Raw genomic sequence first — 14,879 nt, forward strand, 5'->3', positions numbered from 1 at the left:
TCCTGATGCCCTGGCCATGATCGCACACCTCGCGGACCCCTTCGACCCGCGCTACTACGCCGGTTAGTAGACTGCGCCGGTGAGTCGATACCGGTCCCGCGCCGCCGTGCCGCCGTCTCGCGCGGGCTCCCGCCCCGGGGTCGACCGGTGAACGAGTTCCTGGTCGCGCTGACGATCGTCCTGTCACTCGTACTCGCGGTCTGGAGTCTGGTCACCACGATCCGCAACCGGCCGCCGGACCGTTCGCACCTCGCCGGCCTGGCGGTGGTGGAGCTGGCCGTGCTCGCGCTCGCGGTCACCGCGCTGGTCTCCTGGGCCGGCGGCGCACAGCCCGCCGAGGCCGGGACCTTCGCCGGCTACCTGTTGACCCTGGTCTGCCTGCCGCCGTTGGCCGGGGTGCTGGGCCGGATGGAACCGACCCGCTGGGGATCCGTCATCGTCACCGTGGTCTGCCTGGTCATTCCGGTTGTCGTGCTGCGCCTGCAGCAGACCTGGCAGGTACCGGGTGTCTGAGCCGACCCCCCGGTCGGGCACCCGCCCGACGCCACCGGACGGCGGCCCCGAGGCCGCGGAGCCGACCGGGACGCGGCGGATCAACAGTGGCCCGGGACGGGCCCTGGTCGCCGTCTACATCCTCTTCGCGATCGCGGCGAGCTGCCGAGCGGCGGTCCAGATCATCACGAAGTTCGACGAGGCGCCGGTGGCGTACCTGCTCTCCGCGCTCGCCGCGGCGATCTACATCGTGGCCACCGTCGGGCTGGCCCGGGGTGACGCGGTCGGACGGCGCACGGCGCTGGTCTGCTGCTCGGTGGAGTTCGCCGGGGTGCTCGCCGTCGGGGCGCTCAGCCTGGTCGACCCGGCGCTCTTCCCGGACGACACGGTCTGGTCGGACTTCGGCGGCGGCTACGGGTACGTCCCGCTGGTGCTGCCGGTGCTCGGCCTGCTCTGGCTGCGGCACACCCGCCCCGGACGGACCTGAGCCCACCGGCGGGCCGGGCCGGCCCGGGTACCGGCGACGGTCAGGCGTAGCTGTCGGCGCGGCACAACCGGATCCAGCGGTAGCCGTAACCGGCGATCTCCAGGGCGTCGAGCTTGCCAACCGGGGCGTACTCCTGGTCGGCGAGGACGTCGTTGGGCAGGTCGGCGTCGGCGTACAGGCTGCCGAGGTCGACGGTCGCCGCCTCGGTGCCGAGGTTGTGCAGGAAGAGCATCGAACCGGTCGGGCCGTCGGCACGGTGGGCCAGCACCCCGGGCGGCAGCTCCTGGTCGACGTGGGTGCAGGAGCCGGAGCCGACCTCCGGCGCCTCCCGCAGGGTACGGATCATGCGCTCGAACCAGCCGAGCAGCGAGCCCCGGTCGTGCCGCTGTGCGGTCACGTTGACCCGGCGGTAGTCGTACTCGCCGTTGCTGACCACCGGCCGGACCAACCGCTCCGGTTCGGCACTGGAGAACCCGGCGTTCGGCTTCGTCGACCACTGCATCGGGGTACGGATCGCCTCCCGGCCGGGCAGCGACAGGTCCTCCCCCATGCCGATCTCCTCGCCGTAGCGGAGAACCGGGGTCCCGCGCAGCGAGAACTGCAGCGAGTACGCCAACTCGATGCGACGCCGGTCGTTGCCGAGCATCGGGGCGAGCCGGCGTCGGATGCCCCGCTCGTAGATCCGCATCTCCTCCTCCGGGCCGAACTCCCGGTAGACGTCGGCGCGCTGGTCGGCGGTGAGCCGGGACAGGTCGATCTCGTCGTGGTTGCGCAGGAAGGTGGCCCACTGGGCACCGGGCGGCAGCATCGGGGTGTCCCGCAGCGCCTCGATGATCGGTTCGGGGTCCTGGCGGGCCAGGGCCAGCATCAGCCGGCCGTTGAGCATGAAGTCGAAGAGCATGTGCAGCCGGTTGGCGGAGCCGCCCCGGTCGGCGAAGTACTCGACGAGCTGCGCCGGCGGCACGTTCGCCTCGGCGAGCAGCAGCGCGTCGGCGCGCCGCCACTGCACGTGCTGGCGCAGCTCGGTGAGGAAGTCGAAGTCCTTCGGCGAGTCGGGGTTGCCGGGCTCGGTCAGCTCGATGATGAACGGCACCGCGTCGATCCGGAACCCGGCGACCCCGAGCTGCAGCCAGAACGACATGATCTTCTTGATCTCGGCCCGGACCGCCGGGTTGGCGAAGTTCAGGTCCGGCTGGAACCGGTAGAAACGGTGGTAGAACCAGGCCTTGCCGGTCCGGTCGTAGCTCCAGGTCTCGTCCTGTTCACCGGGGAAGACCATGCCCTGTCGACGGTCCGGCGGCTCCTGCTCGGACCAGACGTACCAGTCCCGGTACGGCGAGTCCGGTGCCGAGCGGGCGGACCGGAACCACGGGTGCTGGTCCGAGGTGTGGTTGACCACCAGGTCGATGATCACCCGGATGCCCCGGTTGCCGGCCTGGTGCAGCAGTTCGGCGAAGTCACCGAGGCTGCCGAGCCGGGGGTCGACGGCGTAGAAGTCGGTGGCGTCGTAGCCGTCGTCGCGGTGCGTGGTCGGGTGGATCGGATGCAGCCACAGGCAGGTCACGCCGAGCCGGGCCAGATAGTCGAGCCGGCCGATCAGCCCGTTGATGTCGCCGACCCCGTCACCGTCCGAGTCCGCGTACGTGTCGATGTCGAGGCAGTAGACCACCGCCTCGGCGTACCACCGGTCCGTCATGGGACGGGAACTTCTCCGGTTCGGCCGGTCCGCAAACCGTCCGCCGTACGGGTGGCACACCGGCACCCAGGTGTAGCCGTCGTCGACCCCGGGTACGGAGACGTTCCCCGACGGAGGGGAGTAACCGTGGCCCTCGCCGAGGACGTCGGCCCGACCCGACTCGGCGGGCTGACCGGTTGGATCGCCGGTGTGATCGACTCACTCGGTGCCGCCGGGGTCGGTCTGCTGGTGGCGCTGGAGAACATCGTCCCGCCGATACCCAGCGAGATCGTCCTGGCGATGGCCGGTTACCTGGCCGGCGAGGGGCGGACGAACGTCTTCCTCGTGGTCGTCGCCGCGACCGCCGGTTCGGTGCTCGGCGCGCTCGCGCTCTACTGGGTCGGCGCCCGGCTCGGTGAGGACCGGTTGAAACGCTGGCTCGACCGGATCCCACTGGTCGACACCGACGACCTGGACCGCGCCGACCGCTGGTTCGAGCGGTACGGCAGCTGGGCGGTCCTCTTCGGACGGATGATCCCGGTGATCCGCAGCCTGGTGTCGGTGCCGGCCGGCGCCAACCACATGCCGCTGGGCCGGTTTGTCGCGCTCACCACGTTGGGCAGCGGTCTCTGGAACGTGATCTTCGTGGCGCTCGGCTACGCGCTCGGCGCACAGTGGCAGCAGATCGACCGCTACACCCGGTTCTTCGACTACAGCCTGCTCGCGGCCTTCGTACTGATGATCACGGTGTGGGTGGCGAAGAAGGTCCGGAAGCGTCGGCGCCGGGCCGGCGACCCGGTCAGGGCAGCGTGTCGAGGTGCGGTCGCACGGTACGGGCGAAGCCGTTGCCGTTCGCCACGTCCCAGTTGATCGACCAGGTCATCGCGCCCCGGATCCCCGGATAGGTGCGCGGCGGCCGGAAGCTGCCACAGCTGGTCCCCTTGGCCAGGCAGTCGAGTGCCTGGTTGACAAGTGTCGGGGCGACGATGCCACCGCCGGCCGCCCCGGGCCCGGCGGGCAGGCCGAGCGCCACCTGGTCGGGCCGGAGTCCGGCCTCGAGCTGGAGGCAGGCGAGCGCGGTCATGAAGTTCACCGTGCCCTGGCTGTACGCGAACGCCTGGTCGCAGCCGAGCATCGAACCGGAGTTGTAGAACTGGGTGTGCACCACGGTGAGGATGTCCCGGATGTCGAGCGCCAGCTTGAAGTACGACACCGAGGGTGACTGCATGTCGATGGTCTGCGGCGCCATCGTGATGATCAGGTTGGCGCCGACCCGGTTTCGCAGCGTACGCAGCGCCTGGGCCATGTACGTCGGGTTGAGTCCGTTCTCCAGGTCGATGTCGACACCGTCGAAGCCGTACTGCTGGATCAGGTTGTGGACGCTGGTGCTGAACGCGGTGGCCGAGGCGGCGTCGTTGACCGCAACCCGACCGGTCTCACCGCCGACCGAGAGGACGACCTTCTTGCCCCGCGCCTGGACGGTGCGTACGTCGGTGCCGAAGTCGGTGTTCGTGTAGCCGCCGAGCGAGGCGGACAGGCCTGGGTCGATGCCGAAGGTGACCGCACCGGGCGTGCTGGTCGCCTCGGCGAAGGCGACCGCGATCAGGTCGTACTCCGCCGGCACGTCCCGCAGCCGCAGCTCGACGGCCGGGTTGTCGAAGTTGTGCCAGTACCCGGTGAGGAAGTGCCGGGGCAGACCCTGGCTCGGTGGGTTCGTGGTGGGCGGGGTCGTGGGCGGGGTCGTCGGCGGCGTGGTGGGTGGGGTGGTCGGCGGTCCGGTGGTCGGTGGGGTGGTCGGGTCGGTCCCGCCGCCGCACGCGGCGCCGTTGAGGGTGCAGTTGCCCGGACTGCCCGGGCCGGCGCCGAGGAAGCCGAACGAGAGCGACGCGCCGGGGGCGAGGGTGCCGTTCCAGGACCGGTTGGTGAAGGTGTGCCGCTGGCCGTTGACGCTGAGCAGCGCGTCCCAGTAACTGCCGACGGTGGTGCCGGCCGGCAGGTCGAAGGCGAGCGTCCAGCCGTTGATGGTGCTGGTCCCACCGTTGGTGATCGTGTACCTGGCCTCCCAGCCGGTTCCCCAGTCGGCGGTCTTGACGAAGGTCGCGGTCGGGCCGGCGGCGTACGCGGGGCCCGCGCCCCAGGCGACGCCGACCGCTGCCAACAGGCCGACGACAACGGACAGGGCCAGGCTTCTGCGACGTCTCATGGGCTCCTCCACCGGGGGTCGGGCATCCACCGCCATCAACTGTCCGCTAATTATTAGGATAGTTAACTGTTGATGTCCAGACCTCTGCCGTCACGCCTGCGGCACGGCCCCGGCGTGCCGACGCCACGCCTCGTGCAGCCGCACGTACACCTGGTAGAACTCGTCCGGCTCGAGGATGATCCGGTTCTGGTGGCGGACGGATCCACGCCGCCACACCGGGGTCTCCAGCTCCCACGGCCCGTCGGGGCCGGAGACCGTGATCCAGATTGCCGTCGCCTCGAAGTCACGCGCCTGCCCGATCCAGATCTGCCGCACCGCGTACCAGGGAATCGTCCGGGTCCGGGCCAGATGACACACCCGCACGCCCTTGGCCCCGACGAACACGTCGACCGCGAGGATGCGCCAGACGAGCAGTTGCCAGAGGGCCACGAAGCCCACGACACCGAGGGTGGTCCCGACGGTGCGGCCCGGCGTTGCGAGGTAGCCACCCAACGGGAGCAGGCCGGCCACGCCAAGGAGGATCCGCAGGCCGAGCTTGCCCGACGACTCGTACGGGGGCTCCCAGTCCGTCATGAACCCATCGTCGGGACCCGGGGCAACCCACCGTCGACAGCCGACCCGACCGCCGGACCCCGAACACCGCTCAGGACCGGTCGGCGCCGACCGGTTGGATCCGGCGACGCAGCAGGGTCTGCTCCAGCACGGTCCACGCGGTGGTGGTGACGAGGTAGATCACGGCTGCCAGCGGCACCACCGCCGCCGCCAGCACCGTCGCGTACGGCAGCAGCGGCAAGAACCGGGCCAGCGTGGCGGCACCCGGCAGCACCTCCTCCCCCGTCGAACCGGAACGCCCCGGGGCGGAACCCGCCGACAACTGACCCGCTGCCGCCTGGGCCTGACGCATCCGGCGTGACGACAGCCAGGCCAGCAGCACCAGCAGGGCTACCAGTACGGCGTACAACGGCCCCGCCGAACCGCCCAGACCGTCGGCGACGTGATGACCGAGCGGCACGCCGAAGAGCTGCTCGCGCAGCAGCCCGGCCTGGTCACCGGCCCCGCCCGGCAGGGCGAACAGCCGATACATGACCAGGAAGAACGGCCACTGCAGCAGGGCCGGCAGGCAACCACCCACCGGGGACGCGCCGGTACGACGCTGCAGGTCGAGCAGTTCGGTGCGCAGCCGATCCGGCTGGTCGGCGTACCGCCGGCGAAGTTCTCGGATCCGGGGCGCGATCGCGGCGGTGCGCTGCTGGCCACGGATCTGTGCCCAGCTCAACGGCGAGATCAGCAGCCGGACCAGGACGGTGAACAGCACGACGGCGACGGCGGTGGCGGCGCTGCCGGTGACCGGCCCGACCAGGCCGGCGAGCAGGGAGACGAGATGGGCGGCGACACCTACGGTGCCGTCCAGTGGTGCGAAGGCGAGCATGGGGATACCCCTCGGTTCGGTCCGGAGACGCCAGATGCGCGGAGGCACATCCGCGGGAACTCCCGTCCCCGGTCCGTCGGGCGGACGCGACCGGGATCGGCGCCGCCCGGATCAGCGGGATCAGGCAGCACCGGACCTCACCGGACGCGCTGGCCGCGAACGGTGGGAACGGGAGGTGGGAAAACCGGATCGGCCTGAACCGCAGCGAACGGAGCTGCGGTTACCGGACCGAGCGGCGGGCCGAGGGTGCTCGCGGACGGGGTCGGCCGGCCGCGTCCGGGTCGAGCTGCCGGGGCGTCCGGAACCGACGCGAACGGTGCCGCAGCGCCACGCCGTGGCGTACCAGGTGGCCGCCGGAATCGCGATCGGACGGCAACCAGCCGGCGGAAGCGGCGAGCAGCAGCGCCGTCGCGGCGGCCATCGCGGCGCCGGCCAGGGACTCGACGGCCTGGCCGGTCGAGGTGCCGATGCCGGGCGCGTCGACCTGCAGGAGCAGGTAGCCGACCCAGCCGAGCAGCAGCACCGGCCAGCACAGCAGGGCTGCCGGCCGGCGCAGCGGCGAGGCCGTCCCGCCGGGCTGACCCGCCCGGCCGGACGTCAACCTCGGTCGGGTCGCCGGCACGCCGCCAGGCTAGCCGGCGCCGGCAAATCGACACCGCCAGATGCGTTCGGCGCACTCGGACGTCCGTTCGCCGCTCCGACCGGCAACTCGGTGGGCAGCATCGAGCCGTTCCGCATTAAATCGAAAGTTATTGATTGAAGAGTTGGGAGGAGCGGGTCGTGACCACGACAATTCGCCGGGTCGCCGGCGTACTACTCGCCGCCGTGATGGTGACGGTGGCCGTCCTGACGTACACCGTCGACCATGTGCGGGCGGACTCCGGGGTGAAGGTGATGCCGCTCGGTGACTCGATCACCGACGGCTTCAACGTGCCCGGCGGATACCGGATCGACCTCTGGCAGAAGGTGGTGGCCGGCGGCTACGCCGTCGACTTCGTCGGCTCGGGCACGAACGGGCCGGCCAGCCTCGGTGACCGCAACCACGAGGGCCACTCCGGCTGGCGGATCGACCAGATCGACGCCAACATCGTCGGCTGGCTGAACACCTACCAGCCCCGGACGATCCTGTTGCACATCGGCACCAACGACATCTCGCAGAACCGGGACCTGCCGAACGCCCCGAACCGGCTCGCCGCGCTGATCGACCGGATCACCACCACCGCGCCGCAGACGAAACTCTTCGTGGCCACCATCGTCCCGCTCTCGTTCGCCGACGCGCAGGTACGCAGCTTCAACGCGGCGATACCGCAGATCGTCCGGAGCCGGGCGGACGCCGGCCGTCAGGTGTACCTGGTCGACATGTACTCCGCGCTGACCACCGCCGACCTGGCCGACGGTGTGCACCCGAACGCGACCGGCTACAGCAAGATGGCCACCACCTGGTACAACGCACTGCTGGCCGTACCGGGCAGCCTGACCGAGGGCGGTACCCCGACGCCGACGGCGACCCCGCCGACCACCGGTCCCACGCCCCCGCCGACCACCCCGCCAGCGACCACTCCCCCGGCCACCGCCGGCTGCACCGCCGCCGTCTCGCTGAACTCCTGGAACGGCGGCTTCGTGGCCACCGTACGGGTCACCGCCGGCTCGTCCGGCACCACCGGCTGGACGGTCGGCGCCACCCTGCCGTCCGGTGCCGCCATCTCCAACTCCTGGAACACCGAGCGCAGCGGCAACAGCGGCGCGGTCACCTTCACGAACGTGAGCTACAACGGTCGGATCGCCGCCGGGCAGTCCACCGAGTTCGGCTTCCAGGCCAGCGGCAGCGGGACAGGCATGACCCCGACCTGTACCGCCCGCTGACCGGACCGGGCCGGAAAACCAGGGCGGGCCAGCACGGTCGGCACCGCGTGGCCCGCCCGGTCACCGCCGGCACCGGACAGTACGGGACGGTCGGCCACGACGGTGACGATCCGGCCGGAACGGCCGGCGCAAACGCCCTCACCAATCGTGACCGCCCAGCGTTTCCCACCGGCTCTCAGCGGGGTACACACCAGCCAGACCGACGCGGGTCACGCGACGGCCGCGGAAGCGAACGACCGACAGGCGGTGGGTTCGATGGTTGGTGGGGTGGCGGCGCAGGCCCGTCCGGTGCACGACGTCCTCGGCGGACCGGCGGAAACAGCTGAGATGGCAGAGATGGCAGAGACAGCCGAGACGGCAGAGGCGGCCCGGACCGCTGGGTCAGCGGAGGTGCCGGGGACGGCCGACCGGTCGGAGGTCGATTGCGACCTGCTGACGGTCGGGGTCGAGGAGGAGTTTCTCCTGGTCGACCCGGCCACCGGCGAGGCGGCCCCGGCGGTCGAGGCGGTGCTGGCCGAGGTGCCGGACGAGCTGCGCGGCCAGGTCCAGCGTGAGTTCCAGACCAGCCAGATCGAGATCGGCACCCCGCCGGGACTGGACCTGGCCGCCCTGCGGCACTCCCTCGGCCTGCTCCGGACCGGGCTCGCCGACGCCGCCGAGGCCGCCGGCACCCGACTGGTGGCGGTCGGTACGGGTCCGGTCGCCGGGCCGATGCCGCCGGTGGTGGAGAACCCCCGGTTCGACCGGATGATCGAACGGTACGGGCTGGTCGTACCGTCGCCGGGGGTCAACGGCATGCACATCCACGTCGGAGTCCCCGATCCGGAACTCGGCGTGCAGGTGCTCAACCATCTCCGCCCCGCCCTTCCCCTGCTGCACGCGGCCACCGCGAACTCACCGTTCTACGCCGGCCGGGACACCGGATACGCGAGCTGGCGGTCGGTGCTCTGGGAGCGCTGGCCCTCGGTGGCGCCGACCCCCTGGCTGGAGTCGCACGCCCACTACGAGCGGCTGGTCGCGAAACTGATCGAGACCGGGATGATGCTCGACGAGGGCATGCTCTACTGGTACGCCCGCCTGTCGGCCAACTACCCGACCGTCGAGATCCGCATCGGTGACGTCTGCCCGAGCCTGGACGACACCATCCTGATCGCCGCCCTGGTCCGGGCCCTGGTCGACACCGCGCTCACCGACATCGCCGCCGGACGGCCCGCACATCCGGTGCCGCACCACCTGCTGGCCGCGGCGCACTGGCGGGCCGCGCACGACGGTCTCGAGGGACTCGCCGTCGACCTGGACGGCCACGGCCTGCGGCCCGCCTGGCAACTGCTGCGCCGGCTGGTCAACCGGCTCCGGCCGGCCCTGGAACGGCACGGTGACCTGGCCGTGGTCACCGCCCTGCTGACCCGGTTGCAGGCGCACGGCACCGGCGCCGCCCGGCAGCGCGCCGCGTACGCCCGCCGGCAGGAGTTCTCCGACGTACTCGACGACCTGATCCGGCGGACCCGGGACACCGCCGACCATGGCTGACCGGCTGGTGGTGATCGGCGGTGACGCGGCCGGGATGTCGGCCGCGTCCCAGGCCCGACGCCGCCGTGGCCCGGACGAACTGGAGATCGTGGCGTTCGAACGGGGCCACTTCACCTCGTACTCGGCCTGCGGCATCCCGTACTGGGTGGGTGGGCAGGTCAGCAGGATCGACGACCTGATCAGCCGGGATCCGGACACCTTCCGGAACGAGTACCGGATCGACGTCCGGACCCGGCACGAGGTGACCGCGATCGACCTGGACCGGCGCGAGGTGGTGGCCCGGAGCCTCGACGACGGCGGGCGCGAGGTCCGGGAACCCTTCGACCAACTGGTGTACGCCGCCGGCGCGGTTCCGGTCACCCCGGCGTGGGCCCGGACCGACGCGGCCGGCGTCTTCGGGGTACAGACCCTCGACAACGGTGCCGCGCTGCTGGACTGGCTGACCCAGGATCCGCCGCCACGACGGGCGGTGGTGGTCGGCGGCGGCTACATCGGCGTCGAGATGGCCGAGGCACTGATCCAGCGAGGGCTGACCGTGACCCTGGTCGAACGGAGCCCGGAGCCGATGTCCACCGTGGACCCGGACATGGGCGTACTGGTCCGCGAGGCGCTCTGCGCGCTCGGGTTGGACGTCCGCAGTGGCGCCAGCGTCACCGGCCTGCAGAGTCGCGACGGGCGGGTCGTCGCCGTGCACACCGACGCCGGCACGTTCCCGGCCGACGTGGTGGTCCTCGGGATCGGGGTACGCCCGAACACCGGGCTCGCCGCCGGGGCCGGGCTGCCGCTCGGCCCGACCGGGGCGATCCGGGTCGACCTGCGGATGCGGGTGATGGGCCAGGACGGGATCTGGGCGGCCGGCGACTGCGTGGAGTCGGTGCACCGGGTCTCCGGTCAGCCGGTCTTCGTACCGCTCGGCACCCACGCCAACAAACAGGGCCGGGTCGCGGGGATCAACATCGGCGGCGGGTACGCGACCTTCGCCGGGGTGGTCGGCACCGCCGTCACCCGGGTCTGCGACCTGGAGGTGGGCCGGACCGGGCTGCGCGAGCGGGACGCGGCGGCGGCGGGCTTCGAGTTTGTCACCGCCCGGGTGGAGTCGACGAACCGGGCCGGCTACTTTCCGGGCGCGGAGCGGATGACGGTGAAGCTGATCGCCGAACGGCACACCGGTCGGCTGCTCGGGGCCCAGATCGTCGGCCGTTCGGAGGCGGCGAAGCGGATCGACGTACTCGCGGTGGCGCTGTGGAACCGGATGACGGTGGAGGAGATGGCGAACCTGGATCTCGGCTACGCGCCGCCGTACTCCCCGGTCTGGGATCCGGTGCTGGTCGCGGCCCGGAAGGCCGCCGCCGAGCTGCGCTGATCCGCCGTCCGGCGGAGCCCGGGAATGGCGGCACGCCGATATGCTGGGCAACCGTGACGCTCGAACCACGCGACGATCCCGACCGGGTACGCGTCTCCGACCGGGAGCGGGAGCAGGTGGTCGAGCTGCTCGGCCGGGCGGCGGCCGAGGGACGGTTGACCCTCGACGAGTACGCGGACCGGGCCGGCGCGGCGCACGCCGCCCAGACCCGTGGTGAGCTGGCCCGGCTCACCGACGACCTTCCGGCGGAGCTGCCGGCCGCCCGGCTGCCCGTCCAGCGTCCCGGCGCGACGCTGGCTGGTCCTGAGCCGGAGCGGCTGATCGCCATCTTCGGCAACGAGTCCCGCAAGGGACACTGGTCGGTCCCGGCCCGGCTGGCCGCCCGGTCGGTCTTCGGCGACTGTCACATCGAGCTGCAGGACGCCCAGCTGCAGTCCCCGGTGACCCGGATCGAGGCGACCGTGGTGTTCGGGTCGGTGACGGTCTTCGTACCGGAGGGTGTGGACGTCCGGCTGACCGGCAGCGCCGTCTTCGGCAGCAAGGAGTCGAAGCTGCGCGGTGGGCCGCCGCCGCCCGGCGCGCCGGTGTTGGAGATCAACGTCCGGGTGGTCTTCGGCTCGGTGACGGTACGTCCCCCGACACACCACTGACGGCGGGGCCAGCGCGCCGGTGCTGACGGCGCTCCCGTCGGCGTCCCGGTGTGACCTCTCCGGAGAAACGCCCTGTTCCCCCGGGTGGGCAACGGCACCGCCGGTGCCCGTGCCCGGCATCGCCGAACGCGCGGCATGACCCGGACAAACCTCTTGACACCAGGACCCCTTGGTTAGATGGTTAGTTACATGAGTAGTGAACCAGGGAAGCGACGAGAGCCGGGGCCCGCGCCCGGCGTCGCGTCAGCTCCGGCCGGGGCGCGGTGATGGACGACGGGCGGCCGATCTTCCTGCAGATCGCGGAACTGATCGAGAACTCGATCATCGACGGCACGCTCGCCGAGGAGAGCCAGGTGCCCTCCACCAACGAACTCGCCGCCTTCCACCGGATCAACCCGGCGACCGCCGGCAAGGGCGTCAACCAGCTGGTGGACGACGGAATTCTCTACAAGAAGCGAGGTATCGGGATGTTCGTCGCCACCGGAGCCCGTACCCGGCTACGGGACCGGCGTCGCGAGGAGTTCGCCCAGCAGTTCCTCCACCCGTTGCTGACCGAGGCGCACAAGCTCGGCATCAGCGCCGACGAGCTCAAGCGTTTGATCGATCGATGGGAGCAGGGGCGATGAGCACGGTGGTGGACGTCCACGACGTCACCCGGCGGTACGGCGACGTGACCGCCCTGGACCAGGTCAGCTTCTCGCTGGCCGAGAACCGGATCCACGGCCTGCTGGGCCGCAACGGCGCCGGCAAGACCACCCTGATGCAGATCCTGACCGGTCAGAACTTCGCCACCAGCGGCAGGCTCACGGTCTTCGGCGAACCGCCGTACGAGAACGAGAAGGTCCTCTCCCGGGTCTGCTTCATCAAGGAGAGCCAGACGTACCCCCAGCACTTCAAGGTCCGGCACGCCCTGGACGCCGCCCGGCTGCTCTTCCCGCACTGGGACGAGGAGTTCGCCGCCACCCTGCTGGCGGACTTCCGGCTACCGCTGGGTCGGAAGATCCGCAGACTCTCCCGGGGCATGCACTCCATGCTCGGCATCACCATCGGGCTCGCCTCCCGGGCTCCGCTGACCCTCTTCGACGAGCCGTACCTCGGACTCGACGCGGTGGCCCGGCACCTCTTCTACGACCACCTGCTCACCGACTTCGCCGCACACCCCCGCACCGTCGTGCTCTCCACCCACCTCATCGACGAGGTCGGCGACCTGCTGGAGAACGTGCTCCTGCTCGACAACGGCCGGCTCCTGCTCGACACCACCGCCGAGGCACTGCGGGGCCAGGTGGTCACCGCGTCCGGCCCGGTCACCGCGGTCGACACCTTCGCCGCTGCCGCCGAGGAACTGCACCGCGAGTCCCTCGGCCGGTACGCCCGGGCCACTTTGCGCGGCAGCTTCGGCCCCGCCGAACACCACCGCGCCCGGGAACTCGGCCTCGACGTCGAACCGGTCTCGCTCCAGGACATCGTCATCCGACTCACCACCGCCCGGGCCCGCCGCGCCGACACCCGGCCCGACCTCGACACCGCACCCGGCGACGCCGGCCACACCACCCGGGAGGCAGCCCGATGAACCGCATCGGCAGCGTCGTCCGACTCCAGCTCGTCGGCTGGCCGAGCAGCCTGGGCGGAGCCTGGGTGCTGCTCACCCTCATCTTCCTGGTCAACCTCGGGCTCTTCGTCGCCATCGGTGACATCGGCGACATGACCGAGAGCGGTCCGCAGACCGGCGCGGTGATCTCGATCTACATCATCATGTTCGTCGGCGGCCTCACCACCTTCACCCAGGTCTTCCCGTTCGCCCTGGCGCTGAGCGTGATCCGGCGCACCTTCTACGCCGCCTTCGCGCTGCTTCTGCTGGGCCAGTCGCTGGTCTTCGGCCTGCTGCTCACCCTCTGCAAGCTCGCCGAGGACGCCACCGGCGGCTGGGGCATCGGGATGACCTTCTTCGGCGTCGGCCCGCTGAACCAGGACAACCCGCTGCTCCAGGTTGTCGTCTACGCGGTGCCGTTTGTCGTGCTCGGCTTCCTCGCCGCGTTCCTCTCCATCAGCTACCTGCGCTGGGCGATGACCGGCATGTTCGTGCTCACCGCCAGCTCCGTGGTGGTCTTCGGCGGACTGATCGTGCTGACCACCTGGCAGGACTGGTGGGGCGCCGTCTGGCGCTGGATCACCGAGCAGCCGGACGCGCTGCTGGTCGCCGGCTGGCCGCTGATCCTCGGCGCGCTCGCCGCCGGTGCCGGCTACCTCACCATCCGTCGCGTCACCGCCTGAGCGGTGCAAGGAAGGGGCCCCTGTCAACGCGTTCGGTAACGCAAGGCTCCCTGCTGACTCATGCGGCCGGGCGGACCGGCTGACAGGACGGACACCAGAACAGGTTCCGCCCCACCAGGTCGGCCCGGAGGACCGGGCCGGCACAGACGTGACACGGTTGGCCGGCACGGCGGTAGACGTACACCTCGCCGCCGTGCCGGTCGACCCGGGGCGGCCGGCCCATCGCCTCCGGCAGGTGCTCCGGACGTACGGTGTCGATCCGGCCGGACGCGACCGCGAGCACCATCAGCTCCCGCAGATCGACCCAGATCCGCGACCACTGTTCCGTGGTCAGCGACCGGCCGGGAGTTGTCGGCGGCAGACCGGCCCGGAACAGCGCCTCGGTCACGAAGATCAGCCCGGTGCCGGCCACCACGGACTGGTCGAGCAGCAGCGCGAAGAGCGGGGTCGGGCTGCGCCGGATCCGGGCGTACGCGGCGTCCGGGTCGGCGTCGGCCCGTAACGGGTCCGCCCCCAGCCGGGCCCGCAACGCCTCGACCTCGGGTGGGGTGAGCAGGTCGCAGGCGGTCGGACCCCGCAGGTCGAGCCAGTGCAGGTCGCTGGTGAGCCGGAGCCGTACCTGACCGACCGGGTCCGGCGGCTCCCCGTCACCGTCGGCGAACTTGCCGTACAGCCCGAGGTGCACGTGCAGGATCTGGCCGCCGTCGTAGTGGTGCAGCAGATGTTTCCCGTACGCCTCGGTCCGGTCGAGGACGGTGCCGGAGAGCAGCGCGGCGCCCTCGGTGAACCGACCCTGTGGGCTGCTGGCCAGCACCTTGTCCCCGGCGAACAGCTCGGCGTGCCGTGCCGCCAGGCGATGGACGGTGTGACCCTCGGGCATGTCACCAGCCTAGCCAGCGCCGACCGGGCGACCGGG

Annotated in this window: 16 protein-coding genes; 10 read left to right on the forward strand and 6 right to left on the reverse strand. The window is 71.3% G+C overall.

Annotated elements, in window-relative coordinates:
• The first annotated feature begins 147 nt into the window (after positions 1 to 147).
• Positions 148 to 513: a hypothetical protein gene (locus ABGB21_RS18590; RefSeq protein WP_347653529.1), complete on the forward strand. Its 366-nt coding sequence runs from the start codon at positions 148 to 150 to the stop codon at positions 511 to 513.
• 79 nt (positions 514 to 592) lie between these two features.
• Positions 593 to 979, forward strand: a complete 387-nt coding sequence (locus ABGB21_RS18595; protein ID WP_347653593.1) for a hypothetical protein — start codon at positions 593 to 595, stop codon at positions 977 to 979.
• 40 nt (positions 980 to 1,019) lie between these two features.
• On the opposite strand, the gene ABGB21_RS18600 is transcribed toward ABGB21_RS18595, so the two are convergent.
• Positions 1,020 to 2,675, reverse strand: a complete 1,656-nt coding sequence (locus ABGB21_RS18600) for an alpha-amylase family protein (protein WP_347678694.1) — start codon at positions 2,673 to 2,675, stop codon at positions 1,020 to 1,022.
• Between the two features lie 126 nt (positions 2,676 to 2,801).
• Between ABGB21_RS18600 and ABGB21_RS18605 the strand changes: the two genes are divergently transcribed.
• Entirely contained in the window at positions 2,802 to 3,524 is a 723-nt protein-coding gene (locus ABGB21_RS18605; RefSeq protein ID WP_347653527.1) for a DedA family protein, read from the forward strand.
• Here the strand turns inward: ABGB21_RS18605 and ABGB21_RS18610 are convergent.
• The 4 genes from ABGB21_RS18610 to ABGB21_RS18625 all read right to left on the reverse strand — a co-directional run bounded on the left by ABGB21_RS18610 (position 3,454) and on the right by ABGB21_RS18625 (position 6,908).
• Positions 3,454 to 4,857: a cellulose binding domain-containing protein gene (locus ABGB21_RS18610; RefSeq protein WP_347653526.1), complete on the reverse strand. Its 1,404-nt coding sequence runs from the start codon at positions 4,855 to 4,857 to the stop codon at positions 3,454 to 3,456. The two genes, ABGB21_RS18605 and ABGB21_RS18610, sit on opposite strands and share 71 nt — an antisense overlap.
• A gap of 90 nt (positions 4,858 to 4,947) precedes the next feature.
• Positions 4,948 to 5,430, reverse strand: coding sequence for a hypothetical protein (locus ABGB21_RS18615; protein WP_347678696.1), 483 nt, complete (start codon positions 5,428 to 5,430; stop codon positions 4,948 to 4,950).
• 70 nt (positions 5,431 to 5,500) lie between these two features.
• Positions 5,501 to 6,286, reverse strand: a complete 786-nt coding sequence (locus ABGB21_RS18620; protein WP_347653524.1) for a membrane protein insertase YidC — start codon at positions 6,284 to 6,286, stop codon at positions 5,501 to 5,503.
• A gap of 220 nt (positions 6,287 to 6,506) precedes the next feature.
• A complete protein-coding gene (locus ABGB21_RS18625; RefSeq protein WP_347653523.1) occupies positions 6,507 to 6,908 on the reverse strand; it encodes a DUF6412 domain-containing protein in 402 nt (133 codons plus the stop codon).
• Between the two features lie 206 nt (positions 6,909 to 7,114).
• Between ABGB21_RS18625 and ABGB21_RS18630 the strand changes: the two genes are divergently transcribed.
• From ABGB21_RS18630 to ABGB21_RS18660, 7 genes are all read left to right on the forward strand, one after another.
• Complete coding sequence (locus ABGB21_RS18630) at positions 7,115 to 8,149, forward strand: GDSL-type esterase/lipase family protein (RefSeq protein ID WP_347678728.1); 1,035 nt, start codon at positions 7,115 to 7,117, stop codon at positions 8,147 to 8,149.
• 327 nt (positions 8,150 to 8,476) lie between these two features.
• Positions 8,477 to 9,679, forward strand: coding sequence for a glutamate--cysteine ligase (locus tag ABGB21_RS18635; RefSeq protein WP_347678698.1), 1,203 nt, complete (start codon positions 8,477 to 8,479; stop codon positions 9,677 to 9,679).
• Positions 9,672 to 11,042 (forward strand): FAD-dependent oxidoreductase, encoded by a 1,371-nt coding sequence (locus ABGB21_RS18640; RefSeq protein ID WP_347678700.1) that lies wholly within the window; start codon positions 9,672 to 9,674, stop codon positions 11,040 to 11,042. The genes ABGB21_RS18635 and ABGB21_RS18640 overlap by 8 nt, the downstream gene beginning before the upstream one ends.
• A 53-nt stretch (positions 11,043 to 11,095) precedes the next feature.
• Positions 11,096 to 11,692 (forward strand): DUF1707 domain-containing protein, encoded by a 597-nt coding sequence (locus ABGB21_RS18645; RefSeq protein WP_347653520.1) that lies wholly within the window; start codon positions 11,096 to 11,098, stop codon positions 11,690 to 11,692.
• A 266-nt stretch (positions 11,693 to 11,958) separates the two neighbouring features.
• Entirely contained in the window at positions 11,959 to 12,318 is a 360-nt protein-coding gene (locus tag ABGB21_RS18650; protein WP_347653519.1) for a GntR family transcriptional regulator, read from the forward strand.
• The gene (locus tag ABGB21_RS18655; RefSeq protein WP_347653518.1) at positions 12,315 to 13,262 is read left to right on the forward strand and encodes an ABC transporter ATP-binding protein; all 948 of its coding nucleotides are present in this window, start codon (positions 12,315 to 12,317) and stop codon (positions 13,260 to 13,262) included. The genes ABGB21_RS18650 and ABGB21_RS18655 overlap by 4 nt, the downstream gene beginning before the upstream one ends.
• On the forward strand, positions 13,259 to 13,963 hold the full coding sequence (locus ABGB21_RS18660) for a hypothetical protein (protein ID WP_347653517.1): 705 nt from the start codon (positions 13,259 to 13,261) through the stop codon (positions 13,961 to 13,963). Before ABGB21_RS18655 ends, ABGB21_RS18660 begins: the two co-directional genes overlap by 4 nt.
• Before the next feature lie 58 nt (positions 13,964 to 14,021).
• Here ABGB21_RS18660 and ABGB21_RS18665 read toward each other — a convergent pair whose 3' ends face one another.
• Positions 14,022 to 14,843, reverse strand: coding sequence for a DNA-formamidopyrimidine glycosylase family protein (locus tag ABGB21_RS18665; RefSeq protein WP_347653516.1), 822 nt, complete (start codon positions 14,841 to 14,843; stop codon positions 14,022 to 14,024).
• Positions 14,844 to 14,879: the final 36 nt, after the last annotated feature.

Source organism: Plantactinospora sp. B24E8, from assembly GCF_039871735.1.
GTDB lineage: Bacteria > Actinomycetota > Actinomycetes > Mycobacteriales > Micromonosporaceae > Plantactinospora.